We start from the raw sequence: 24321 nt of genomic DNA, 5'->3' as shown, positions 1-24321 counted from the left end.
TTCCCACGCTCCGCGTGGGAATGCTTCATTGGACGCTCCGCTTCCGCTTTTGGGCCGCAGAGCGTCCCGGGCTGCATTCCCACGCAGAGCGTGGGAACGATCTGTCAGATTCAGCGCATTTCCAACTGCTGCCGATACGGCAAATCCGGCCCGGTCTTGCTGCACGTCAGCGCCGCCGCCTGCACCGCAAATTTCAACATCCCGTCGATTTGCTCGCGCTCCAGCGATTGCACGCCCGCAACCGAATCCAGCCGCTGCTCCGTCAACCAGGTAATCAACGCCGCCTGGAATGTATCGCCAGCGCCCACGGTGTCAGCGATTTTCACTGAGCTCGCCGGCACCGACCACGAACCATGAGTGCGGCTGAACACCGTCGCACCCTCGCCACCAAGGGTCAAAAACACCAACTGGCAGCGATGTTGCAGCCAACCCTCGATCACCCGCTGCGGATCCTGCTCGGGGTACAACAGGCTCAAATCCTCATCACTGACTTTGATCAGGTCAGCCAACTCAACCAGCGTCGCAATCCGCGAGCGCCACAGGTCGATATTCGGCTCAGGATTGAGTCGCACATTCGGATCAAGGCTGATCAAGCGTTTACCGCTTTCCCGCTGCACCAACGCCAGCAGCGTGTCGGCAATCGGCTGCACCACCAGCGAATACGAGCCGATGTGCAAACCGCGCACTTCAGGCCCCAGCTCAGGCAGATGCTCAGGTTTGAGCTGCCGATCCGCACAACCTTCACCACGGAAGCTGTAGTGGGGCGAGCCATCGGCACCGACGGCAACCATCGCCAAGGTCGTCGGCGCAGCGAAATCGACCAAATAGTCGGGACGCACGCCTTCATCTGAAAGCACTTGCTGCAAACGTCGGCCAAGGTAGTCGGTCGATAACCCGGCAAACAGCGCCGACTCGACTCCCAACCGCCGCAGTCCAACCGCGACGTTGAACGGCGAACCACCGGCAATCGCCTTGAAATTCACTTTTGAAGCCAGGCCGCTGGCGTCGTCTTCACTGAAGAAATCGAACAGCGCTTCGCCACACACCAGGTACATAGTTGTTCACTCTTTAAAGGGTTGCGACATGCTGTTGATAGCGTTCATAGGCCTGCTGACAGGCCGCTACATTGTCGGCAATCGGCAAGGTTTCACTGGCTGGATCGAATTTTACGCAACGCTCGCAAAGGTCCGCCAGACTGTCCTCGTGGCCGTTTGCCCAGGACTTGCACCACGCCGCCTGTATCGCCGCGCCGAGGGCGGCGGCTTCGCTTTGTTCGGTGCAGATGACCGGGGTGTTCATGATGTCGGCGACCATCTGCCGCCACACCGGGCTTTTCGAGCCGCCGCCGATCAGGCAAATGCTGCGGCTTTGTAAGCCATTCTGGCGCAGCAGGTCCAGTCCGTAACGCAAACCGAAGGTCGTGCCTTCCACCACCGCGCGGCACAGGTTGGCCTGGGTCAGGTTGGTCATCGTCAAGCCTAGCAGGCTGCCAGTGGCGTGGGGCAGGGCGGGGACGCGCTCGCCGTTGAGAAACGGCAGCATGCACACGCCTTCGGCCCCGATGGGCGCTTGTGCCACCAGTTTGTTGAACTGCTCGATATCGAGGTCGAACAGCTCGCGGATGCCCCCCGTGGCGTTGGTCAGGTTCATGGTGCAGATCAGCGGCAGCCAGCCACCGCTGGAGGAGCAAAACGTCGCGACCGACGCATCCGGGCTGACTTTCGGCTGGTCGGAATAGGCGTACACCGTCCCCGAAGATCCGAGGCTCATGGTGATCGCGCCGGGCTTGATGTTGCCGGTGCCGAGGGCGCCCATCATGTTGTCGCCGCCTCCGCTGGAGACCAGCGCCTGCGGGTTGATGCCCAGGTGTTCGGCGATACCCGGCAGGATCGTGCCGACCGCTTGATGCGCATCGATCAACTCCGGTAACGCGGCTTGCAGGCGTCCGCTCGGGTCGATGTCGCGCAGCAACTGCCAATCCCACTGGCGGCTGCGCACGTTGAAATACCCGGTGCCGGACGCATCGCCGTACTCGCTGCAACTGCGGCCGGTGAGCCAGAAGTTGAGGTAGTCGTGGGGCAGGAGGATGCGGGCGATTCGGGCGAAAATGTCCGGGTGCTGTTCTTTGGTCCATAGCAGTTTGGAAACGGTGTAGCCCGGTGCAATGACCACGCCGAGGCGCTCCAGCGAACCCTTTTCGCCGCCGAGGTGGTCCAGCAGACGGTCGTTTTCCGGCGTGGACTCGGTGTCGCACCAAAGCTTCGCCGGACGTAGCACCTGGCCCAGATCATCGAGCAGCACCAGACCGTGTTGCTGGCCGGAGACACCGATGCCGAGGATGTCCTGACCTCCGACTTTCGCGGCGAGCAACGCACGGCGGGTGGCCAGGGTGAACGCTTCCAGCCACTGATTGGTGTCTTGCTCGCGACGACCGTTTGCGCCGCTGAACAAGCTGTGCGTCGCGGCGCCCTGACCGAGGACCTGGCCGCTGTGGGCGTCGAGGATCACGGCTTTGGTGCCTTGGGTGCCGCAGTCGATGCCGAGGAAGAGGTGTTGGTTTGTCATGGAAAATCCTTGGATCGTCAGGTCAATCTAGGTGAAGCCATTCGCGGGCAAGCCTCGCTCCTACAAGGTTAGTGTCGAGCGCGGATCAGATGGTTGACCCCGGACCTGTAGGAGCGAGGCTTGCCCGCGAAGACGGCGGTGGTCTCACCGCCGCACTTACGCCAAAACCCGCTCCAACGTCCGCGTCACACCCACTTCCCGCAAGCTGTTGCAGCACCATTCAAACGCCGCCACAAACTCCGGCGAATTCGGAATTGCCGTGCCAAAGATCTCCTCAACCTCCAACAACCGCTGCGTAATCAACACATCATCCGCCACCAGTGCCTGGCAGAACGTCGCCCGCGGATCAGGAATCGAGTAGGTGTCCCCGTTCTCATCCACTGCCTTCAAATACAACGCCCAGGCCGCCACCACCAGCGCGGCACGCTTGGGATCCCGGCCATCGGCAATCAGGCGATTGATCGTCGGAATGGTGAACTTGGGAAACTTCGACGACCCGTCCGAACACACGCGTTCCAGCTGATCGGCAATCGCCTGATTGGAGAAACGCGCGACCAGCGTGTTCTTGTAATCCGTCAGGTCAATCCCCGGCACGGGCGACAGCTGCGGCGTGACATCCAGGTCCATGTAGGCACGCATGTAACGCACAAACAGCGGGTCATTCATGGTCTCGTGCACGAAGCGATAACCCTTCAGGAACCCCAGATACGTCAGGGCCAGATGACTGCCGTTGAGCAGTTTGATCTTCATCTCTTCATACGGCGTGACGTCGTCGGTAAATTGCACGCCAACCTTTTCCCAGGCCGGACGGCCGTTGACGAACTTGTCTTCCAGCACCCACTGCACAAAAGGTTCGCAGACCACTGGCCAGGCATCATCCAACGCATGTTTGTCGGCCAGTTGCAGGCGATGCTCGGTGCTGGTTATCGGGGTGATACGGTCAACCATGGCGTTGGGGAAGCTGACATGGCTGTCGATCCAGTCGCGTAGATCGGCATCGCGTAAAGCGGCGAAGGCCAACAAGGCTTTGCGGGTGACCGCGCCGTTGTGCGGCAAGTTATCGCACGACATCAAGGTGAAGGCCGGCGTGCCGGCGGCGCGGCGTTTGGCCAGCGCGGCGCAGAGAAAGCCGAACACGGTTTTCGGTGCGTCCGGGTTCGCCAGGTCATGCTGGATTTGCGGCAGGTGCGCCATGAACTCGCCGTTGCTGTCGTCGATGCAATAACCGCCCTCGGTGATGGTCAGCGAGACGATGCGGATCTCCGGGCTGGCGAGTTTGTCGATCAAAGCCGCCGAGCTGTCTTCGGCCAGCAGCATGTCGCGAATCGCGCCGATGACCCGGACTTCGGTGTCGTCGGTGTCGCCCAGCTCGAACAAGGTGAAGAGGTAATCCTGCTCTTTCAGATCGTCCCGGGCGCGGCGGTCTTCGGCGCGCAGGCCGACCCCGCAGATCGCCCAGTCCAGGCCTTCACCGGTGTTCATCAGTGCGTCGGTGTAATACGCCTGATGGGCACGGTGAAAACCGCCGACGCCGATGTGTGCAATGCCCTGGCGCGTATCGCTCAGGGTGTAGGCGGGCAGGACCACCTCGGGGGCGAGGCGGTTGAGGTTCTGCTTATTGAGTTTCATCACAGGCTCTCTAAATCAGGCCGCTGCGCGCAGCGGACGCGTCAGCGCCACGCCGTCGGCATCGAATAAATGGCAGTGTTCGGCGTCAAGGTTCAGGCTCAAGACTTCGCCGTAACGGCTGGCCAGGTCGCCACGAACCCGCATGGTCAGCGCTTCACCGGAAGAGGTCACGACGTGGCAGAAGGTGTCGCTGCCCAGGCGTTCGCTGACGTCGGCGGTGACCTGCAAGGTGCAGTCGCCGGTTTGCGCGAGGTTGAGGTGTTCCGGACGAATGCCCAGGGTCACCGCGCCGCCGACGTTCAGATTGGCGCCGGTTAGTGGCAGCGTGATGCGGGTGCCGGCGTCCAGCATGACTTCACAGCTTTGAGCCTCGACGCGGGTAACTTTGCCCTTGAGGAAGCCCATTTTTGGCGTGCCGAGAAAGCCTGCGACGAACAGGTTGGCCGGCTGGTGGTACAAGTCCAGCGGCGAGCCGACTTGCTCGATTTTTCCACCGTTGAGGACGACCACTTTGTCGGCCATGGTCATGGCTTCGACCTGGTCGTGGGTCACGTAAATCATCGTCGCTTGCAGGTCTTTGTGCAGACGCAACAGTTCCAGGCGCATCTGCACCCGCAGGGCGGCGTCGAGGTTGGACAGCGGTTCGTCGAACAGGAAGATTTTCGGGTTACGCACGATGGCGCGGCCGATGGCGACCCGTTGACGCTGGCCGCCAGACAGTTGCTTCGGCTTGCGCTCCAGCATCGGCCCCAATTCAAGGATGCGCGCCGCTTCGCCGACTTTTTTCTCGACTTCAGCTTTCGGCACACCGGCGAGGTCGAGGGCAAACGACATGTTTTTGCGCACGCTCATGTGCGGGTACAAGGCGTAAGTCTGGAACACCATCGCCAGGTCGCGTTTGGCCGGGCTCACTTCGGTGATGTCGCGACCGTCGAGTTCGATGGTGCCGCCGCTGACTTCTTCCAGCCCGGCGATCAGCCGCAGCAGCGTGGACTTGCCGCAGCCTGATGGGCCGACGAAGACCACGAATTCCTTGTCGTTCACTTCCAGGTCGATGCCTTTGATGATGGAAAAGCCTTCGAAGCCTTTTTGCAGATTCTTGATTTTCAGGTTGGCCATGATGATGGGCCTCCACTTGTTGTTATTCAGTTGAGCCTGGCGGGCTTTTCTGTAGGAGCCAGCGGTGCGGCGATCCGACTTGCCGGCGAAGGCGTCCGGGAGATCGCCTTCGCCGGCAAGCTTGGCTCCTACAGGGGTTGTGCCCGTTTTATTTCACGGCACCGAACGACAGGCCGCGGACCAATTGTTTCTGGCTGATCCAGCCGAAGATCAGGATCGGCGCACAGGCCAGCGTCGACACCGCCGACAACTTGGCCCAGAACAAGCCTTCGGGACTGGAGTACGAAGCGATCAACGCGGTCAGTGGCGCGGCTTTCGACGAGGTCAGGTTCAGCGACCAGAACGCCTCGTTCCAGCACAGGATCAGCGACAGCAACACCGTGGAGGCCAAGCCACCCTTGGCGATCGGCAGCAGCACCCGGACCATTTCCTGCCACAGCGTGGCGCCATCGAGGCGCGCGGCTTCGAGGATGTCCTTGGGGATGTCCTTGAAGTAGGTGTAAATCATCCAGACCACGATCGGCAGGTTGATCAGCGTGTAGATCACGATCAGCGCGATGCGTGTGTCGAGCAGGCCGAAGCTCTTGGCCAGCAGGTAGATCGGCATCAACACGCCCACCGGTGGCAGCATCTTGGTGGAGAGCATCCACAGCAGCGTGCCCTTGGTGCGCTGGGTTTCGTAGAACGCCATCGAGTAGGCCGCCGGCACCGCGATCAACAGGCACAGGGCTGTGGCGCTGAACGAAATCACCACCGAGTTCCAGGCGAAGCTGAAGTAATCGCTGCGCTCATTGATGTGCAGGTAGTTCTCCAGCGTCGGGGGGAAGATGAACTGAGGCGGCGTGGCGAAGGCGTCGATTTCGGTTTTGAAACTGGTCAGCACCATCCAGAAGATCGGGAAGAAGATCAGGATCGCGATGGCCCAAGCCAGGGTGCCGAGCAGCAGACTTTGCAGACGGCGGGATTGTTGAAGAGTCATGGCGCAGGCCTCAGGCTTTGTCTGTCAGGTTTTTGCCGATCATGCGCACCAGCACGATGGCCGCGATGTTGGCGATCACCACCGCGATCAAGCCGCCGGCGGACGCCATGCCGACGTCGAACTGCACCAGCGCCTGGTTGTAGATCAGGTAGGCCAGGTTGGTCGAGGCATAGCCGGGACCACCGTTGGTGGTGGTGAAGATTTCTGCAAACACCGAGAGCAGGAAGATGGTTTCGATCATCACCACCACCGCAATCGGCCGCGCCAGGTGCGGCAGTGTCAGGTGCCAGAAGATCGCGATCGGACCGGCACCGTCGAGGCGCGCGGCTTCCTTCTGTTCCTGATCGAGGGACTGCATGGCGGTCATCAGGATCAGGATCGCGAAGGGCAGCCATTGCCAGGACACAATGATGATGATCGACAGCAACGGGTAATGCGCCAGCCAGTCCACCGGCTGCGCGCCGAACAGCTTCCAGACGTAGGCGAGAATCCCGGATACCGGATGGAAAATCAGGTTCTTCCAGATCAATGCACCGACGGTGGGCATGATGAAAAACGGTGAGATAAGCATCACCCGCACGATGCCACGACCGAGGAACTCACTGGCCTCCAGCAAGGCGCTGATCAGCACACCCAGCACCACACTGATCAGCAGAACGCTGCCGACCAGCAACAGGGTATTGGTGGCGCCGGGCATGAACCCGGAGTCAGTCAGGAAGTAAGTGAAGTTCTCCAGCCCGACGAACTGGTTTTCGCCGGGGTACAGCAGGTTGTAGCGGATCATCGAAAAGTAAACGGTCATGCCCAGCGGCACGATCATCCACAGCAGCAACAACGCCACCGAGGGGCTGACCAGAAACCAGCCGGGATTGGCCAACCGGTTTTTACGCACCGGTTGGGGAATGTCCATGTGAGCTTTAACAGTTGAAATATTCATGGCATTAAACCGATTAGGACAGACAGACGAAGATCAACATGTGGGAGCGGGCTTGCTCGCGAAAGCGGTGTTCCAGTCACTGAAGATGCATCGGATGTACCGGCCTCTTCGCGAGCAAGCCCGCTCCCACATTGGTTGCGTGGGTTACTTGGGATAACCGGCGCGCTTCATCTCACGTTCGGTGGTTTGCTGGGCGGCCGTCAGGGCCTGGTCGACCGTGGTCTGGCCGATCAGCGCCGCCGAGAACAATTTACCGACCTGGGTCCCCACCGCCTGGAATTCAGGAATGGTCACTAACTGAATGCCGATGTAGGGCACGGGCTTGAGGGTCGGCTTGCTCGGGTCCGCGGCTTTCAGCGATTCAAGGGTCACCTTGGCGAACGGCGCAGCCTTCATGTACGCCTCGCTGTAGGTCGAGGCCCGAGTGCCGGGCGGCACGTTGGCGATGCCGTCTTTCTCGGCAACCAGCGCACCGAATTCCTTGGACGTGGCCCAGGCACTGAAGGTTTTAGCCGCATCCTTGGCCTTGGAACTGGTCGGGATCGCCAGCGCCCAGGAGTAGAGCCAGGCCGAACCTTTGTCGGTGGTCTCGTGGGGGGCGTAGGTGAAGCCGATGTGCTCGCTGACCTTGCTTTGGGTCTTGTCGGTGACGAAGGAGCCGGCGACGCTGGCGTCCACCCAGATCGCGCATTTGCCGCTGTTGAACAGCGCCAGGTTTTCGTTGAAACCGTTGCTGGAAGCACCCGGCGGGCCGGATTTCTTCATCGTGTCGACGTAGAAATTCAGGGCGTTTTTCCACTCGGGGCCGGTGAACTCCGGTTGCCACTGCTCATCAAACCAGCGCGCACCGTAGGCGTTAGCGACGGTGGTGATCAGCGCCATGTTCTCGCCCCAGCCGGCCTTGCCACGCAGGCAGATGCCGTACTGTTCTTTGTCTTTATTGGTGAGTTTGCTGGCGAATTCGCCGATCTGCGTCCAGGTCGGGTGCTCAGGCATGGTCAGCCCGGCGTCCTTGAACAGGTCGATGCGGTAATAGGTGATGGAGCTTTCCGCGTAAAACGGCAGGGCATAGAGCGAGCCCTTGACCGACAGGCCTTCACGCACCGAAGGGAAGACATCGTCGAGGGCGTAGGTGGCCGGCAAGTCCTTCATCGGCTCCAGCCAGCCCTTGCCCCCCCAGAGTGCGGCTTCGTACATGCCGATGGTCAGCACGTCGAACTGCCCGCCTTGTGTCGCGATGTCGGTGGTCAAGCGTTGGCGCAGGACGTTTTCTTCCAGTACCACCCAATTGAGCTTGATGTCCGGGTGCTCGGCCTCGAAGGTTTTCGAGAGCTTTTGCATGCGGATCATGTCGCTGTTGTTGACGGTGGCGATGGTCAGGGTTTGAGCGCCGAGGCTGACGCTACTGAGGGTCATGCAGGTGAGGGCAAGCAGAGCTTTTACAGAAGGTTGCATCGTGCACTCCTTTTCTGCACCCGATGGGGGACAGAAGGACGGTTATTGTTTTTGTGTCTTCCGAGGGCAGGAAGAATGTGCACTGATTACAGCGTTCAATTGCGGTTCAGACAAATCATCCGTCGCACTTGAATCGATACTATTTTGCACTGGGATTAAAGGAGGGAACTGCAAGGACAGGCTTCGCGGAGGTGAATGGTCATCGAATTTGTACAGGTTTTCGGGCCTCTTCGCGGGCAAGTCGGATCGCCGCACCGCTCGCTCCTACAGGGATATACGTAAACCTGTAGGAGCGAGGCTTGCCCGCGAAGGCGTACTCAAGATCACCCCATGACCAAGACGATCAACCCAGATTTTGTTCGGTCAACCGCTGCACCGCCAGCCGCCGGTAATGCGAAGGCGTCATGCCCTTGAGCTGCTGAAAACGTCGATTGAAGTTGGAAATATTGTTGAAGCCCGATTCGAAACACACATCGGTCACTGGTTTGTCGCCATCGGCCAGCAACTCGCAGGATTTACTGATGCGCAGGCGATTGACGAACTCAATGAAGCAACGCCCGGTGGCCTGTTTGAACACCCGGCTGAAGTAAGTCGGTTTCATGCCCAGATGCTCAGCGACTTCCTCGAGCGGCAGATCCCGGGCGTAATGCGCAAAAATGTAATCCACCGCCCGGTTGGTGCGATCGATATTGTGTTCATCTGCCAGTTGCGGCGTGGTGGCACCCGACAGCAATTGAAAATCGTCTGAAGCGGCGAGCAGCTCCAGCAGAATAAAAAAGTGACCCAGCCGGGTGATGCTTTTGGTATCGGCGATGCGTTGCATCAAGGTCATGGCCTGGCGGATGGTGCGCTTGCAACGAAATTCGATGCCGTACTGCGCGCGCTCCAGCAGTGGTGCCAAGGTCTTGAGTTCCGCGAATACCTGATGACCGCTCTCGAACAACTCATCGGTGAAATTGACCAGCATGTCGCGTTTGGGCACTACCTCGTCTTCGGCCACCTGGCTGATCCAGTTGTGGGGCAGATTGGGGCCGGTCAGGAACAGGGATTCCGGGTAAAAGTTGCCGATGTAGTCGCCGATGAACACCTTGCCGGAACTGGCGACGATCAGGTGCAGTTCGTATTCCTTGTGGAAATGCCAGCGTACCAAAGGGCAGGGGAATCCATGCTGGCGATAGATGATCGACAACCCGTTGTGGTCGTCCATCAGTTCGTAGGAAGGATCGGTGACTCTGGCGGTTCGGGTCATGTCAGGGCGCTTTTTATTGTCATTGCACCCTGATCATGCCTCTTTCCTGGCCTGTAATGCCAGCTTGCAACGCTTCGGGCGTTACGCCGGTTCCCGAGTATGCAAGGCATAACCGTAAACGGCTTTCATGCTGGTGGCCGTCCAGCAGTAACGTACGATCTCTGACTCATCAAAAAAGTCGGTACTGATGATGCAGCAGCGCGTCACCCAGTCCCGGGTGGGATTGAACCAGTCATTGATCTGGTTTTTGATGTCTTGAGGACCTCCCAGAAACGCGTAGCTGGTGGCCGATAATGACCATAGAAATGTTCCGAAAGGCGGGTTTTCGAGTGTGTTGGAAACATGGGTCTTCAGATCCTCAGTGTCGGTAAATCGCCTGCTGCTCCACTTGTGTGTAATGCGTGGCCAGAAGTAATCCTCATTCAGTTCCCGATGTGCGAGTGCCGACAACACCACCCTGCGGCGAGTGCTGATCCGCTTGAGCTCGCCGATGGTTTTTGTGTCGTTGTCGGGCGGTATGACCCGCTGTCCGAGTCGACTCACCAGAAGATCATTGAGTTTTCGATAGTCAAAGGGTTTGGACCCGTCTGCGAGTTGGTGAAAATCCAGCACAATGAATTCATCCGGATTTCGGTCAAGGAACGCTAATACCGCCGTGATCAGTTCATCGAGGACGCGATGGGACTGGTGTCCATTGTGATGAAAATAGAAGATCGACTGGTCAGCACCCTCGGTATAGCCCAAGCGGATATCAAAGGCCCGTGCGCCATTGGACAGTTGCCAGGCAAATGAACCGTTTTGACACGTCGTCCAATTGCCGATGACCACTTCATAATTAGGTGCTTGTTTATCCATGCCGGCGTTATGGGCACCAGGCCAGACGACATCGGTCAGTTTTATACGATCGATGTCGAGGACATTACTCATCCACTTCTGTTTATCGAGATTCCCTTCTATAGGTCGTGTCATGTCTATTCCCGTCGGTTACCTTCGCCCCATCCATGAGGTGAGTTAATTGATATGTATGGCAAAGCATAGAAGGGCATCAGGACAATGCCAGCAACGGAAATATCTTCATAAATATAGCTAATTAATGGCGCGCGACAGTTGCACTTTGATCCAGGTATTAGCGGCGCTTGGCGTTCGCCTTGATGGTGTTGGCGTTTCGACAATGGTGCACCAACTTTGATGCTTCCAAAAAGTCAATATTGATAATGCTGCTCTTTAGTACCCAATCGTTAACAGCAGGATCAAACCATTGATCAAGGTATTCCGCGATATTCACTGGCCCTCCCACTGCATGGTAACTGGTGGCGGACAGTGACCATGGCGAGCCACCAGGCGGGTACTTCATCACCTGTGTGATATGGGCGTCCAGTTCGCTTATGCTGGTGGTCGCGATACCGCTCCATTTGTGTTCAATTTGCCGACAAAACCAGCGCCAGTCGAGGTCCGGATCGCTGTTGGTGGCCACCAGCACTCGCTGAGCATCACTGACCTGCTTCAGTTGCCCCAGTGTCAGATGAGCATTGCCAGAAGGGATCATCCGATCACCCAGATGGGTCAACAGGAGCCTGCTGAACTCCTTGAAATTGAAAGGTATGCTGTCGGACTTCAGCTCATGAAAATCGAGCAGGATGAATTCGTCAGGATTCTCCTGAAGAAAACGGATAACGCTCGTGATTACATTCTCCAGTGAACGAGAGGACCTGAAACCATTGTGTTGAAACCAGAATACAGAGACGCCGTTACTTTTGACTTCATACTCCAGTCTTAAATCAAGTGCGCGAGCGCCTTTGGTTAGCTGGAAGTAAAAGGAATTGTTTTGGCAAGCTGCCCAATGACTCACGCCGGGTGCCACGTAAGAGGCTTTTTTGTCGACGCCTGCATTGTGAGCGCCTGGCAGGGTAAGTTCCGCGAGCGTTAAATGATCCAGGGCGGGCGTGTTGCTCATCCAGTTATTAAGTGTGAGGTCTTGGTTTTCGTATGGAGAATATTTCAGATTGTTTATAAGGGCGTTAGGCATGGTGCATCCTTGCATGTTTAGTAAGTAGTTAGTGCAATAATCGCTTGTGCGTAAAGTTAAGCGATTCAGTGCCTATTTATAAACATGCGCCCATAAAAAACAACTAAGGGTTGATGCAAAACGTATCTTGCTTAGTGTCAGGCGTCTTCTTGGTAGCGATTCTTCGCTTCAATCCATTGCGACATGTACTGAGTGCTCTTGTGCTGATGATGCCGCAACATGCTGCCGGTGAAATTATCTCGGCGAACAGTGGACAGACGTTGTCGGCAGTCCTCGAGCCTGGCAATCAGCGCCGGACCATGAATGCCTTGCTGGTAACGATTCGTCAGTAATTCCAATCCAAGCGTCTGCGCCTTCAACCACTGGGTTTTGTCCGTATAGAGTTGCACTGCGCAATCAGCGAACACCTGGGCCGATCGGGTGACCGATCCCGGCCACGGCTCGTTGCCGTGCATGGCCTCCGCGCCTATCGGTGTGGTGACGTTCGGCGTGCCGCAGATCATTGCATCAATGATCTTGCCTTTGATCCCGGCGCCGAACCTTAGCGGCGCCAGACACACGCGCGCCGCCGACATTACTTGCAAAGCATCTTCCGCCCAGTTCATGACATGAAAACCCTGGGCCGGGTTATGCAGTGCAGTGGCCTTGGGCGGCGTGTAGGCGCCATAGATGTGCAACTGAGCGCTGGGCAGCTGCTCGCGGATCAACGGCCAGATCGCTGTTTTCATCCAGAGCACCGCATCCCAGTTCGGTGCATGTCGAAAATTACCGATGCTGAGAAAATGTGCCCGATCTTCAAAGGCGACCGGTGGCACGCTCGGCGGTTCGACCATCAGCGGACACCAATGCAGCAAGTTGCGCGGCATTTTGAACTGCTCGACCAGCAACTTGATCTCCACTTCAGAAATCATCAGGTTCAAATCGCAACGATACAGCGCAGCAATCTCCCGTTTAGCCAGATCGGTATCGGCCATCAAATCGAACTCTTCACGCAACGCTGGCGCGAACAGGTCGCTGAAATCATTGTTGTCATCACTGGCCTTCAAGCGGTCCTTGAGGCGCTGATGCCGGGCATGTCGCAAGCTTTGCAAATCAGAGGTTTCAAGCACGCGCAACGCGTCAGGACAGTGCTTCTCTACACGCCAGCCGAACTGCTCTTCCATCATGAACTGGTCAAACAGCACGATATCCGGCGCCAGTTCACTGATAAACGCGTCGAAACTGCTGTTGTTCAACTCGATCGGCACTTCGCGGATGCCCAGTGCCGTCAGGTCAGCCCGATGTTCACCGGTGCCGGCCGGGCTGCTGAAAGTAATGTCCCAGCCCTCTTGCAAAAACGTATCCAGAATCTGCATCACATGCCCACTGGCGGCGGAAGAACGAGGCTCGGGCCAGACGTAACCGATGACCAGGACTTTGGTGGCGGGAGGAGGAGTCATGAAGGGGATCCTTTGCTGCAAGCGGCAGGGCGCGAAAAGGGCGTAATTAAACCACAGCGCTAGATAGTTTTAATCGGTGATGCATAAATGCCAGCCCTGAGCGGGACTGGCATTTTTTATCTGCCAATCAATTTAATTGATCTTTGCATTGAGAGCAAAAATCAACTCGATCCTCTGCCAAGATTGATTTCCAGTGAGCCTAGGAATTGGTCGGCTGCGGTGTTGTTTAGCGCCGTCTCGATGGTAGTCATGTTTTTGGCAAATCCAGCAGGGTCGGATTTGATTTGGTCAATCAAGGAAACTGCTACTTCATAAGAATCCGCGTTGTATAAGGCTGGATGCTTCTGAACCAACGTCGGAAGGCTGGGGCGAATGGATTCAAACTGGTGCAGATGGGTAAATTTTTGCGTGTCCACTGTCTTGTAAGGGTTCGAAAAAGACGGGTCAACCATGCGAGGGTTACGCGCGAGATCAATTAACGGTGCAGCGTCGAATTCAACGCGATTCAGAGTTTTTCCGTAATACAAATCGAGCGTGCCAGGCGCGCCATGTGACATCTCATGGATCAAAACATCCGCAATTCTGGATTCATCGTATTTGGTTGTGCGAAAAAAATCATCCAGGTGTTCGGGGTAAATCTTGATGAATCTCTTGATTGATTCTTTATGTGCAGTCCCATTAGTTACCGCCTGCTTCCACCGCTTGTAATCAGGCACGTCCAGTGCCGCCACCGCGCTGACATCGGCTTTTCGGAACGACACATTAGTGAGCGTGAAGGCATCGAGATCCTTGCGTATGGCTCGCAGTTTAAGCCCGATATGTTGAGCGGCTTCGTCGGATCCCGTCCCAAACAGATAGTTGAGAACCTTGCGAACTTCGTTGTCTGACTCTATATCGGCCAACAAATGGATGGCACGGTCCAGTTTGGCTTTGGCGGCGGGAATAGCTTTCTTGATGTAACGTTGGGTGTAGCTTTTCGGCATGATCCTGTGCCACGGCAGGGTAGGCAGTTTGAATTTGTAATTGAAATTTTCCAGTTTGGCTCCCCAAGGCTGACCCAATCGGTTCAGGGCGTACCATTCGTCATTGTGGCGTATTCCCCATACCTGGAAGACATCCTGGGAAGTTTGCGCGGGACGCCAGGTTCCCAGGCGAATAGTGTCAGGGTCGACGGTTGCGGCCAGTTGGCTGTGTGGCGTTACGCCCGCCCATTTGCGCGCATCGACAATCGCGTTATCCAATGCGACCACGCTGTTGCGCCACGTTTTGCGCAACAGTTTTGCGCCATGTAAAAATAGGTCGGATGCTCCGTCCAGCGGATTGATCAGGCTGCCCACCAATCCGAGTCCCGTCGAAGCGAACTTGCCGGCCTTGGTCGCAAGGCTCATGCTTTTGGCGGCAAGACTGGCAATCTGAGCAACGGCTCCGACGACTAACAGAACGGTCATCGTGGCTTCTAACGTACAGGCCGCTACCCCTTGGAATTGTCGATCCAGATCGTCTGAGTTCAGGTCTTCGATGCAGGATTTGAAGGGCACGACAAAGTTGAGAAAGGTATCCAGATCCTTTTCCCGTTTTGCGCGCAATGCCTCCAGTTTTGTCTGTCCCCAGCACTCTTTCACCAATTCATCGAAGGTCGCGACGGGTCTGTGCTTGAGTACGAAGTTCACCAATGGGTCGAACTCTGTGGAATAGAAACTCTGGTAGTAACCGTTGATACCAAGCGCCGGTGGAGGCGCTGACAATTCACCGAGTTTTTCGATCACACCCGGACTGACGTTGACGAGGCCGGGTGTAACCCCATGGGTATAACACTCGATGTCCGTGGGCAGCTGAAGCACCTTCGCCGGAGGAGAGTAGTTTTTTATTTCACTGCTGCGAACGGTTGTGTTTAAAAGGTTTTCCTCTTGGATAAGCCCTGCCAGCCTGGTGTTCTCGCGACAGGTTCCGTGCAAGGTGAATAATTCGTAACACGTCACTCGGCCTTCATAGTGTGAACAGATGACGACACCGTAGCGACCCTTTGCCTCATCGATGTCCTTATGACTTTCAGTGGGTTTGCGCCCGGTCACTTTCAGGACCGTTTCAATGGTCGACGCTATGGGATTCGTGGGAAGGCTGGTGATCGAGTGGAGTTTCGCGACTGGCGGTCTTACCGTGAACATCGTCACCTTGCCTTTTAGCAGGCGTGTCCGATCAGGCAGTGGCATTGATGAAAAAGCCTGCTTCAAATGCATGTTCATTGCTTTTACATGCGTCACATAGTCGCGATTGAACTGACGGTGGAACTCACCGTCAGGAGGAATCAGGTTGGGGAGCATTTTGGGAAACGCTTTGTAAATACTTTCGCCATTCTTCAGATCCCAGTCACCGGTCCGCAGATCATTGGACATGTGCAGTTCTACAGGCGATACGGGAAACGGGTCGGCGTAAGCGTCCTCCAGCGGTCGATTTTTCCGTTGGTGAAGGACGTCACTTTCAAGATAGGTACATCCTTTGGCGACCTGTTTGAGCATGTCCAGTGCGACGCTTTTGCGAGTCGGCAGGGGGCGAGACAATGTTTCAGCGGTTTCGGCAAGCGTCTTGGCATGTCGGGCGTACGCGCCTAATGCCACTTCAAGCGAGTCCGTGACCGACTTCTCTACGTCATCCGGCGTGATGATTTTGTTGAGCAGCCCCCAATCAATCACCGGGTCCACGGCAGCCAAAGCGTCAAGCGTCTTTCGCGACTCGGAGACCGAGTCAAACTTCGACAGATGGTGTAGCTCTGCATAAGTCATCGAGCGCGTCGATCCCGGCGCAATGATTTCATGCACCGAGACGATCCGGCAAAATTCGACCCATTGCGGCGTGCCCAGTAACAGGGTGGAAGGCAGATCTCTTAGCAGAAATTCCGGAGCGGCCTCTGCCAACAACAGGTGAGCGGCCAGTGCCGCATTTCTTTCGGTAATCCGGTGGTTCTCGATCAGGTGCCTTTCGAATTCCGTTTGAATGTCGGCGAAGGATTTTTCCATGTGCTCGACAGCATACAAGTTGAAACCTGCCACATGATTGCGAGGCTCTTGTTCGCCGACGCCCGGATGCAGATCGAGCAAGAGCGAAGTCAGCATTATTTGCTTAAGCGACTCATCTGATTGGGGTTGGTTTTCTTGCGCCCCATACCAGCCCAGATCCCGCACGTAAGCGTTGGCCCAGTCAAAAGCGATGGGACTGGAAACAAGTTTTTCAAGAACGCGCTCAGCCTCCGAGCGTTTGAAAGGGGTAGACCGTCCGCCCAAAATGCTATTGACCAGATGCTCCAGTAACGACTGATCCTTGATGTAACTGGTGATGAGTTTGCGGAATTCGCTGCGCTGAACGGCAGAAAGAGTGACTGAGTTGTCTCCCCCGTCTTTGATCATTTCCCAATAGTTACCAAGCGGTGGACTCACTGGAGGCTTCAGTTCCATGAATTTTGTCAGCCTGGAACCTTCGGCGGCGGTTCGGGGAATGATGTAACCATGAAATTTCAGCCATTGCGCCAACTCGACATGATCAGCGAGAGAGATGACGCCACCGGTCAATTGCGCCATTTCAACCAATGCATGAAGATCATCTGTCAGATCCGGTGCAAGTTTGAATGCGTTCGCAAAGCCAACTGTTTTGCCAGAGTATCTTGCGTTTACTTCGCCTTCGGAAGTTACTTCGAACAATGAGTGCTCGGGAATATTGAAGGTGGCCATTAAGTTTTTGAAAGAGTTTTGTTCGGACATTTTCTGCAGCAGGTCCCTACCGGGTTGCAGAGCGTCATCAAGCGTCGACCCTGATTCCAGGGAGATGACGGAACCTTTCAGGTTGATGGCTTGCGAAGGGCTAAGTTCTTCTCCTCGCTGATTTAGTTTGTATACAACTTCCATTTGTTCATTGAGGTCGCATTGAGCATGGCGATATTGAATGGTGGTGTCGGGGACGGCTCGGGATAAGTAACGTTGAGCTGGAAAGTTTGCATATTTGAGGGTCATGATTAAATTCATCGTTTTTGGTTGTTGTTTGAGAGATCCTCTTTTGTTATCTTGCATTAATCAAGAGTTGGTATGTAAGTGCGTTTTGCTAGTGTTGTTAGTTCTGAGCTGTGTTATTTATAACTTGCCCATGGAAGACAATCCCTTCATTGCCATTTGAAGGGGTTTTATTGTCGATATACTTATTTAATAATGCTCTTTACTTTGTCCCGCAACTGATCAATGGAAAACGGCTTGCCGATCACCTGCATGCCCGCCGGCACATCAATGCTCTCTGCATACCCACTGGCAAACAGAATCGGCAATTCAGGACGCAGCATCCGGGCCTGTGTCGCCAATTCACGGCCGTCCATCACCGGCAAACCCACATCGGTCATCATCAAATCGATGTGCTGGTCTTCATCGTTGAGAAACTCGAGCGCCTGTTCGCTGCCATCGGCCTCAAGGACCTTGAACTCCAGTTCCTCCAATACGTCGACGATCAGCATGCGCACGATGGCATCGTCTTCTACTACCAGGATGATGGACGGGGCGGAGGACATAAGAGGGCTCTCAAGTGAAATTCAGGGTCGCCGGTCGATCGAAATCGCCGGGCTCTAGCATGAGTAAGTGGCAGATCCCGACAAGTTCCCAACGCTGTGCAAAAAAGAATAGCTGTACAAGAGGCGGCAGGATAACCGCTCCTTTGACCGAGAGCAGCTAAATGCAGGGATTTGCCCGTATCCACGTCAGAAAAATGGATCAATGTGCCAGTTTTGGGGCAAACTCCTTGGTTTTGAACAGTTCGACAAGGCCTTCCCATGACCCCTGCGTCTTCGGTTGATGAGCAACGATTCCGTAAACTCCTGAGCCGCAATATCAGCCTGCCGTTGGGTGTCGGTGTGCTCAGTGCAGTGTTTTTTGTCGCGCTGATCACATACCTGCTGTCGGTGATCCAGTGGGTCGAACACACCGACCGGGTGATCAATAACGCCAACGAAGCCGTAAAGCTGACCGTTGATCTGGAAACCGGGATGCGCGGTTTTTTGCTCAGCGGCGACGAGCATTTCCTCGACCCCTATGAAACGGCCAAGCCGAGAATCGCGGTCGCCCTCAAAACCTTGCTCGAGCTCACTGCCGACAACCCGGTTCAAACCGACCGTCTGCACCGGCTCCAGGCCTTGCAGCAGGAGTGGGCCAACTACGCGCAGTCGCTTATCGATCTGCAGCGCGCCAGCGGCGATTATCGCAGTGTCGTCAAGGCCGGGCGGGGCAAGCGGCTTACCGATGAGATCCGCAAGCAATTCGAAGACGTGATCGACATGGAGCAGCAGTTGCGTACCACGCGCAACGAGGACGTGCGCCGCACCACGATCTGGAGCATCACCCTTTACCTGTTGTTCATTCTCGGTATCAGCGGTTTGCTGGCCTATATCGGCCGTCGTGATTTGCTCAACCTTTCGCAAAATTACAGCGCCAACCTCACTGCGCAACTGGCCAGCGCCTCGCGTCTGGAACAGCAAGCTTGGTTGCGCAATGGCCAGACCGAATTGGCCGAGCAAGTGTTGGGGCAACTGTCCCTCAATCTGTTGGGGCGCAACATCCTGCAATTCTGTGCTCAATATCTGGGCTCGGCCGTCGCTGCTATTTATGTGCGTGAAGAACATGGTGGCCTCAAACGTGTGGCGTCATACGGTTTTTCTCGCGAGCAGGAAGAGCGCGACCAGCAGATTTACAGTGATGAAGGAATTGTCGGTCAGGTGGCGCAACAGGCTTGTCTGATTCGTCTCGATAACGTGCCAAGCGACTACTTCAAAGTCAGTTCCGGCCTGGGCGAAGGCCTGCCGCATAGCGTGCTCGTGGTGCCAACCAGCGACGATGACCGTGTCAACGGTGTGATCGAACTGGGCTTCCTGCGCCCCCTGAGCGACCGCGACATCGAGTTGCTTGAGTTGATTGCCGGCAACATCGGTACGTCGATCGAGGCCGCTCGTTATCGTCAACGTTTGCAGGAAGTACTGGCCGAAACCCAGCAACTCAACGAAGAGCTGCAAGTTCAGCAAGAAGAACTCAAGACCGCCAACGAAGAACTCGAAGAGCAGTCGCGGATTCTTAAAGAGTCACAGGCTCACCTGGAAACCCAGCAAGTCGAGTTGGAGCAGACCAACGAACAACTCGCCGATCAGGCTCAGATCCTCGCCGACCAGCGCGATGCGATGGACCTGAAGAACACCGAGCTCAATCAAGCCCAGGTCCAGCTTGAAGAACGCGCCGAAGAACTGCAGCGCTCGAGCAAGTACAAGTCCGAGTTCCTCGCCAACATGTCCCACGAACTGCGCACGCCGTTGAACAGTTCGTTGATCCTGGCCAAGTTGCTGGCAGAAAACCCTCAGGAAAACCTCAGCGCCGAGCAGGTGAAGTTCGCTGAGTCGATCTACTCCGCCGGCAATGACTTGCTCAATCTGATCAATGACATTCTCGATATTTCCAAGGTCGAGGCCGGCAAACTGGAGATGCGTCCTGAAAACACCAGCGTTGCGCGCCTGGTGGACGGGCTGCGCGGGATGTTCGAACCAATGGCCGCTGACAAGAAGTTGAAGTTCGAGGTCGACCTCCAGCCAGGTTCGCCGATGATGCTGTTCACCGACCGTCAGCGTCTGGAACAAGTCATCAAGAACCTGCTGTCGAACGCGGTGAAATTTACTGAAAAAGGCACGCTCAGCCTGACGGTGGCGTCCCAGCCAAACGACGGCATCGCCTTTATCGTCCGCGATTCCGGGATCGGCATCGCCGCCCACCAGCAGGAAAGCATTTTTGAAGCGTTCCGCCAGGCCGACGGCACTACCAATCGCCGTTATGGCGGCACGGGTCTGGGCTTGTCGATTTCCCGGGATCTGGCAGCGTTGCTAGGCGGTTCGATCAGCGTCACCAGCGAACCGGGGCAGGGCAGTGTGTTCACCCTGGTTCTGCCGCAGCAATACGTTGAACCGGGCGATGTGCCGGTTGCGCCGATGCTGGTCACTCCGGTCGCCTTGGCGCCGAGAGCGGCAACGCCCGCGCTGGTGCCATTGATTGCCGAAGTCGACATACCGCGTTTCGACGATGACCGCGGCAAGGCGCCATTTACCACCCGTTGCATTCTGGTGGTGGAAGATGAGCCGAACTTTGCACACATCCTCTACGATCTGGCGCACGAACTGGGTTACCAGTGCCTGGTTGCCCATGGCGCTGATGAAGGTTACGACCTGGCCAAAGAGTTCATTCCCGACGCTATTCTGCTGGACATGCGCCTGCCGGATCATTCCGGGCTGACGGTCTTGCAGCGTCTGAAAGAGCATGCCGAAACCCGCCATATTCCGGTTCATGTGATTTCCGTCGAAGACCGGGTCGAGGCCGCCATGCACATGGGCGCCATCGGTTATGCGGTCAAGCCGACCACGCGAGAAGAACTCAAGGACGTGTTTGCCCGCCTCGAAGCCAAGCTGACCCAGAAGGTCAAGCGGGTGCTGCTGGTGGAAGACGACGATTTGCAGCGTGACAGCATTGCTCGCCTGATCGGCGACGAAGACATCGAGATCACCGCCGTCGGCTTCGCCCAGGAAGCGCTCGATCTACTGCGCACGACCATTTTCGATTGCATGATCATCGATCTGAAGCTGCCGGACATGCTCGGCAACGACCTGCTCAAGCGCATGTCGACCGAAGATATTTGTTCGTTCCCGCCGGTCATCGTCTACACCGGACGCAACCTGACCCGGGATGAAGAGGCCGAACTGCGCAAGTATTCACGATCGATTATCATCAAGGGCGCTCGCTCACCGGAGCGCTTGCTGGATGAGGTCACACTCTTTCTGCACAAAGTCGAATCCAGGTTGTCCCATGAACGCCAACGGATGCTCAAGACCGCGCGCAGCCGCGACAAGGTCTTCGAGGGCCGCAAGGTGCTGCTGGTGGACGACGATGTTCGCAACATCTTCGCCCTGACCAGCGCGCTGGAGCAAAAGGGTGCAGTCGTGGTCATCGGCCGGAACGGCCGTGAAGCGATTGAAAAACTGAATGAAGTCGAGGACATCGATCTAGTGTTGATGGACGTGATGATGCCGGAGATGGATGGTTTCGAAGCCACCATCGAGATCCGCAAGGACCCGCGCTGGCGCAAGCTGCCGATCATTGCGGTCACGGCCAAGGCCATGAAGGACGATCAGGAGCGCTGCCTGCAAGCCGGCTCCAACGATTACCTGGCCAAGCCCATCGACCTGGATCGCCTGTTTTCGCTGATTCGCGTGTGGTTACCGAAGATGGAACGCATTTAGTGGAACGCATTGATTCAATGGAGCGAAACAGCGAAATCGAATTGCGGTTGTTGATCGAGGCGATCTACCTCAAATACAGCTACGACTTTCGCGACTACTCCGGCGCTTCGATCAAGCGCCGGGTCAAGCATGCGTTGGTGCAGTTTGAGTGCAACACCATTTCCGCCCTGCAAGAGAAGGTGCTGCACGATCCGACCGCGTTCATGCAGTTGCTGCAATTGCTGACGATTCCGGTCAGCGAAATGTTTCGCGACCCTTCGCATTTCCTGGCGATCCGCAAGGAAGTGGTGCCACTGCTCAAGACGTATCCGTCGATCAAGATCTGGATTGCCGGTTGCAGCACCGGCGAAGAAGTCTATTCAATGGCGATTCTGCTGCGCGAAGAAGGCTTGCTCGATCGCACCATCATTTACGCCACTGACATCAATCCGCGCTCGCTGGAGAAGGCCAAGCAGGGGATTTTCTCCATGGAGAACGTCCGCGCCTACACTCATAACTACCAGCAGTCAGGTGGCCAGCGTTCGTTCGCCGACTACTACACGGCAGCGTATGGCTACGCGATTTTCGACAAGACCTTGTGTGAGAACGTGACCTTCGCCGATCACAGTCTGGCGACCGATAGCGTGTTCTCCGAAACCCAATTAATTTCGTGTCGTAATGTTTTGATCTACTTTAATAAAAAGCTTCAGGATCGTGCGTTCGGTTTGTTCCATGAATCCCTTTGCCATCGTGGATTTCTGGTGCTGGGCAGTAAGGAAACCCCGGATTTTTCGGCCTTCGGCAACCAGTTTGTGCCCTTGGTCAAACAAGAACGGATCTACCGTAAATCATGAGTAATGCAGAGGAATTGCCTTCTTTGGAGGCTATCGTGATCGGTGCTTCGGCCGGTGGCGTGGAGGCGTTGTTGGGTATCCTCAGCCCACTGCGCGAAGGCTTCGCACTGCCGATCATTGTGGTGCTGCACCTGCCTGACGAGCGTCGTAGCCACTTGGCCGAAGTGTTCGATCGGCGCGTGGCCATGCGAGTTCAGGAGGCCCGTGACAAGACGCAGGTCGAAGCGGGAACGCTGTATTTCGCGACGCCCGGCTATCACTTGTCGGTGGAGCATGACCGCACCTTTTCCCTGAGCCTAGAGGACCGCGTGCATTATTCGCGGCCCGCCATCGATTTTCTGTTCGAGTCGGCCGCCGATGCTTACGGCAAGCACCTGGCTGCCGTGCTGCTGACCGGCGCCAACCGCGACGGCGCCAGCGGTCTGGCTCAGGTAAAACGTCGCGGGGGCCTGACCATCGTGCAGGACCCGGGCGAGGCCCAGGTCGCAACCATGCCTCGGGCAGCGTTGGCTTTGCATCACCCGGATCACATTCTCCCTATACGCGGCATCGGCCGTCTGCTTGTCGAGCTGGAACGAATAGCATGCTGAGTAACATCCAAGCCAAACTGCTGATTGTCGACGATCTGCCGGAGAACCTGCTGGCGCTTGAGGCATTGATCAAGCGTGAAGACCGCATGGTCTATAAAGCCTTGTCCGCTGACGAAGCCTTGTCGTTGCTGCTGCAACACGAATTCGCCATGGCCATTCTCGACGTGCAGATGCCGGGCATGAACGGCTTCGAACTGGCCGAATTAATGCGCGGCACGGAAAAAACCAAGAACATCCCGATTGTCTTCGTCAGTGCCGCTGGCCGCGAGCTGAACTACGCGTTCAAGGGCTACGAAAGCGGTGCCGTGGACTTCCTGCACAAGCCGCTGGATATTCATGCGGTCAAGAGCAAGGTCAACGTGTTTGTCGACCTGTATCGCCAAAGCAAGGCGATGAAGCAGCAGGTCGAAGAGCTGGAACAGGCTCGCCGCGAACAGGAAGCGCTGCTCAAGCAATTGCAGGCCACACAGAATGAGCTGGAACAAGCGGTGCGCATGCGTGATGACTTCATGTCGATTGTCGCCCACGAAGTCCGTACACCGCTCAATGGCCTGATCCTCGAAACCCAGTTGCGCAAGATGCACCTGGCCCGGGACAACGCGTCAGCGTTCACCCTCGACAAGATGCACGCCATGGTCGACCGAGACGAGCGGCAGATCAAAAGCCTGATCCGTCTCATTGAAGACATGCTGGATGTTTCACGCATTCGCACCGGCAAGCTGTCGATCCGCACGACCCGATTTGACCTCGTGCAATTGGTCAGCAATTTGTTGCAAAACTTCGCGCCGCAGGTCGACGCCGCCGAGTGTTCCGTTGCGTTTACGGCTGAACAGCCAGTGGTCGGCAACTGGGACGAATTTCGCATCGAACAAGTGATTTCAAATCTGCTGACCAACGCCTTGCGTTATGGTGGCAAGAGCCGAATCGATGTGAGGGTCTACTGTCACGAGGGTCAGGCACGGGTCGAAGTGCAGGATCGCGGGATCGGTATCAGTGAAGAAAACCAGAAGCGTATTTTTCAACAGTTCGAACGGGTGTCAGCCAAGACCGTGATCGCGGGGCTGGGACTGGGGCTGTTTATTTCCGAACAGATCGTCGCCGCCCATGGCGGCTCCATCGCCGTCGAGAGCAAGATCAACGAGGGCGCCTTATTTCGCGTTTGTCTGCCGCTGTAGGAAAACAGCCCGATAAACGCAACCTCTGATCG

Annotated in this window: 17 protein-coding genes; 4 read left to right on the top strand and 13 right to left on the bottom strand. The window is 56.4% G+C overall.

Features of this window, described 5'->3' with window-relative positions:
- Positions 1-110: 110 nt before the first annotated feature.
- From ACYZTM_RS00880 to ACYZTM_RS00820, 13 genes are all read right to left on the bottom strand, one after another.
- Entirely contained in the window at positions 111-1055 is a 945-nt protein-coding gene (locus ACYZTM_RS00880) for a carbohydrate kinase family protein (protein ID WP_461986424.1), read from the bottom strand.
- Positions 1056-1068: 13 nt separating this feature from the next.
- Entirely contained in the window at positions 1069-2565 is a 1497-nt protein-coding gene (gene xylB, locus ACYZTM_RS00875) for a xylulokinase (protein WP_461986422.1), read from the bottom strand.
- A 156-nt stretch (positions 2566-2721) separates the two neighbouring features.
- On the bottom strand, positions 2722-4194 hold the full coding sequence (locus ACYZTM_RS00870; protein WP_461986420.1) for a mannitol dehydrogenase family protein: 1473 nt from the start codon (positions 4192-4194) through the stop codon (positions 2722-2724).
- A gap of 15 nt (positions 4195-4209) precedes the next feature.
- Positions 4210-5313, bottom strand: coding sequence for an ABC transporter ATP-binding protein (locus ACYZTM_RS00865; protein ID WP_461986418.1), 1104 nt, complete (start codon positions 5311-5313; stop codon positions 4210-4212).
- A 148-nt stretch (positions 5314-5461) separates the two neighbouring features.
- The gene (locus ACYZTM_RS00860) at positions 5462-6292 is read right to left on the bottom strand and encodes a carbohydrate ABC transporter permease (protein ID WP_131058594.1); all 831 of its coding nucleotides are present in this window, start codon (positions 6290-6292) and stop codon (positions 5462-5464) included.
- A gap of 10 nt (positions 6293-6302) precedes the next feature.
- Positions 6303-7202 carry a carbohydrate ABC transporter permease gene (locus tag ACYZTM_RS00855; RefSeq protein ID WP_461989274.1) on the bottom strand — a complete coding sequence of 300 codons (900 nt, stop codon included), beginning with the start codon at positions 7200-7202 and terminating at the stop codon, positions 6303-6305.
- A 171-nt stretch (positions 7203-7373) separates the two neighbouring features.
- On the bottom strand, positions 7374-8684 hold the full coding sequence (locus ACYZTM_RS00850) for an ABC transporter substrate-binding protein (protein WP_461986416.1): 1311 nt from the start codon (positions 8682-8684) through the stop codon (positions 7374-7376).
- 343 nt (positions 8685-9027) lie between these two features.
- Positions 9028-9933 (bottom strand): helix-turn-helix domain-containing protein, encoded by a 906-nt coding sequence (locus ACYZTM_RS00845; RefSeq protein WP_461986414.1) that lies wholly within the window; start codon positions 9931-9933, stop codon positions 9028-9030.
- A gap of 81 nt (positions 9934-10014) precedes the next feature.
- Entirely contained in the window at positions 10015-10902 is an 888-nt protein-coding gene (locus ACYZTM_RS00840) for a phospholipase (protein ID WP_461986412.1), read from the bottom strand.
- A 157-nt stretch (positions 10903-11059) separates the two neighbouring features.
- Positions 11060-11959 (bottom strand): phospholipase, encoded by a 900-nt coding sequence (locus ACYZTM_RS00835; protein ID WP_461986410.1) that lies wholly within the window; start codon positions 11957-11959, stop codon positions 11060-11062.
- A gap of 137 nt (positions 11960-12096) precedes the next feature.
- On the bottom strand, positions 12097-13398 hold the full coding sequence (locus ACYZTM_RS00830; RefSeq protein ID WP_131058588.1) for a glycosyltransferase: 1302 nt from the start codon (positions 13396-13398) through the stop codon (positions 12097-12099).
- A gap of 161 nt (positions 13399-13559) precedes the next feature.
- Entirely contained in the window at positions 13560-17399 is a 3840-nt protein-coding gene (locus tag ACYZTM_RS00825; RefSeq protein WP_461986408.1) for a hypothetical protein, read from the bottom strand.
- Between the two features lie 182 nt (positions 17400-17581).
- The gene (locus ACYZTM_RS00820; protein ID WP_131058587.1) at positions 17582-17941 is read right to left on the bottom strand and encodes a response regulator; all 360 of its coding nucleotides are present in this window, start codon (positions 17939-17941) and stop codon (positions 17582-17584) included.
- Positions 17942-18199: 258 nt separating this feature from the next.
- Between ACYZTM_RS00820 and ACYZTM_RS00815 the strand changes: the two genes are divergently transcribed.
- Genes ACYZTM_RS00815 through ACYZTM_RS00800 form a run of 4 tightly spaced genes read left to right on the top strand, consistent with a single transcriptional unit; the run spans position 18200 to position 24289 of the window.
- On the top strand, positions 18200-21691 hold the full coding sequence (locus ACYZTM_RS00815; RefSeq protein ID WP_461986406.1) for a response regulator: 3492 nt from the start codon (positions 18200-18202) through the stop codon (positions 21689-21691).
- Between the two features lie 17 nt (positions 21692-21708).
- Entirely contained in the window at positions 21709-22524 is an 816-nt protein-coding gene (locus ACYZTM_RS00810; protein WP_131058738.1) for a CheR family methyltransferase, read from the top strand.
- A complete protein-coding gene (locus tag ACYZTM_RS00805; protein WP_131058585.1) occupies positions 22521-23114 on the top strand; it encodes a chemotaxis protein CheB in 594 nt (197 codons plus the stop codon). Before ACYZTM_RS00810 ends, ACYZTM_RS00805 begins: the two co-directional genes overlap by 4 nt.
- On the top strand, positions 23108-24289 hold the full coding sequence (locus ACYZTM_RS00800) for a hybrid sensor histidine kinase/response regulator (protein WP_131058584.1): 1182 nt from the start codon (positions 23108-23110) through the stop codon (positions 24287-24289). The genes ACYZTM_RS00805 and ACYZTM_RS00800 overlap by 7 nt, the downstream gene beginning before the upstream one ends.
- Positions 24290-24321 lie beyond the last annotated feature (32 nt).

It is taken from the genome of Pseudomonas sp. MDT2-39-1, from assembly GCF_054898085.1.
This window is presented reverse-complemented; position numbering and strand designations above follow the sequence as displayed.

What these genes read in the sequence shown, in the direction of transcription:
- ACYZTM_RS00880 (WP_461986424.1), bottom strand. Translation starts at nt 1,055, where the DNA reads ATGTACCTGGTGTGTGGCGAAGCGCTGTTCGATTTCTTCAGTGAAGAC.
- xylB (WP_461986422.1), bottom strand. Translation starts at nt 2,565, where the DNA reads ATGACAAACCAACACCTCTTCCTCGGCATCGACTGCGGCACCCAAGGC.
- ACYZTM_RS00870 (WP_461986420.1), bottom strand. Translation starts at nt 4,194, where the DNA reads ATGAAACTCAATAAGCAGAACCTCAACCGCCTCGCCCCCGAGGTGGTC.
- ACYZTM_RS00865 (WP_461986418.1), bottom strand. Translation starts at nt 5,313, where the DNA reads ATGGCCAACCTGAAAATCAAGAATCTGCAAAAAGGCTTCGAAGGCTTT.
- ACYZTM_RS00860 (WP_131058594.1), bottom strand. Translation starts at nt 6,292, where the DNA reads ATGACTCTTCAACAATCCCGCCGTCTGCAAAGTCTGCTGCTCGGCACC.
- ACYZTM_RS00855 (WP_461989274.1), bottom strand. Translation starts at nt 7,202, where the DNA reads ATGGACATTCCCCAACCGGTGCGTAAAAACCGGTTGGCCAATCCCGGC.
- ACYZTM_RS00850 (WP_461986416.1), bottom strand. Translation starts at nt 8,684, where the DNA reads ATGCAACCTTCTGTAAAAGCTCTGCTTGCCCTCACCTGCATGACCCTC.
- ACYZTM_RS00845 (WP_461986414.1), bottom strand. Translation starts at nt 9,933, where the DNA reads ATGACCCGAACCGCCAGAGTCACCGATCCTTCCTACGAACTGATGGAC.
- ACYZTM_RS00840 (WP_461986412.1), bottom strand. Translation starts at nt 10,902, where the DNA reads ATGACACGACCTATAGAAGGGAATCTCGATAAACAGAAGTGGATGAGT.
- ACYZTM_RS00835 (WP_461986410.1), bottom strand. Translation starts at nt 11,959, where the DNA reads ATGCCTAACGCCCTTATAAACAATCTGAAATATTCTCCATACGAAAAC.
- ACYZTM_RS00830 (WP_131058588.1), bottom strand. Translation starts at nt 13,398, where the DNA reads ATGACTCCTCCTCCCGCCACCAAAGTCCTGGTCATCGGTTACGTCTGG.
- ACYZTM_RS00825 (WP_461986408.1), bottom strand. Translation starts at nt 17,399, where the DNA reads ATGACCCTCAAATATGCAAACTTTCCAGCTCAACGTTACTTATCCCGA.
- ACYZTM_RS00820 (WP_131058587.1), bottom strand. Translation starts at nt 17,941, where the DNA reads ATGTCCTCCGCCCCGTCCATCATCCTGGTAGTAGAAGACGATGCCATC.
- ACYZTM_RS00815 (WP_461986406.1), top strand. Translation starts at nt 18,200, where the DNA reads ATGACCCCTGCGTCTTCGGTTGATGAGCAACGATTCCGTAAACTCCTG.
- ACYZTM_RS00810 (WP_131058738.1), top strand. Translation starts at nt 21,709, where the DNA reads ATGGAGCGAAACAGCGAAATCGAATTGCGGTTGTTGATCGAGGCGATC.
- ACYZTM_RS00805 (WP_131058585.1), top strand. Translation starts at nt 22,521, where the DNA reads ATGAGTAATGCAGAGGAATTGCCTTCTTTGGAGGCTATCGTGATCGGT.
- ACYZTM_RS00800 (WP_131058584.1), top strand. Translation starts at nt 23,108, where the DNA reads ATGCTGAGTAACATCCAAGCCAAACTGCTGATTGTCGACGATCTGCCG.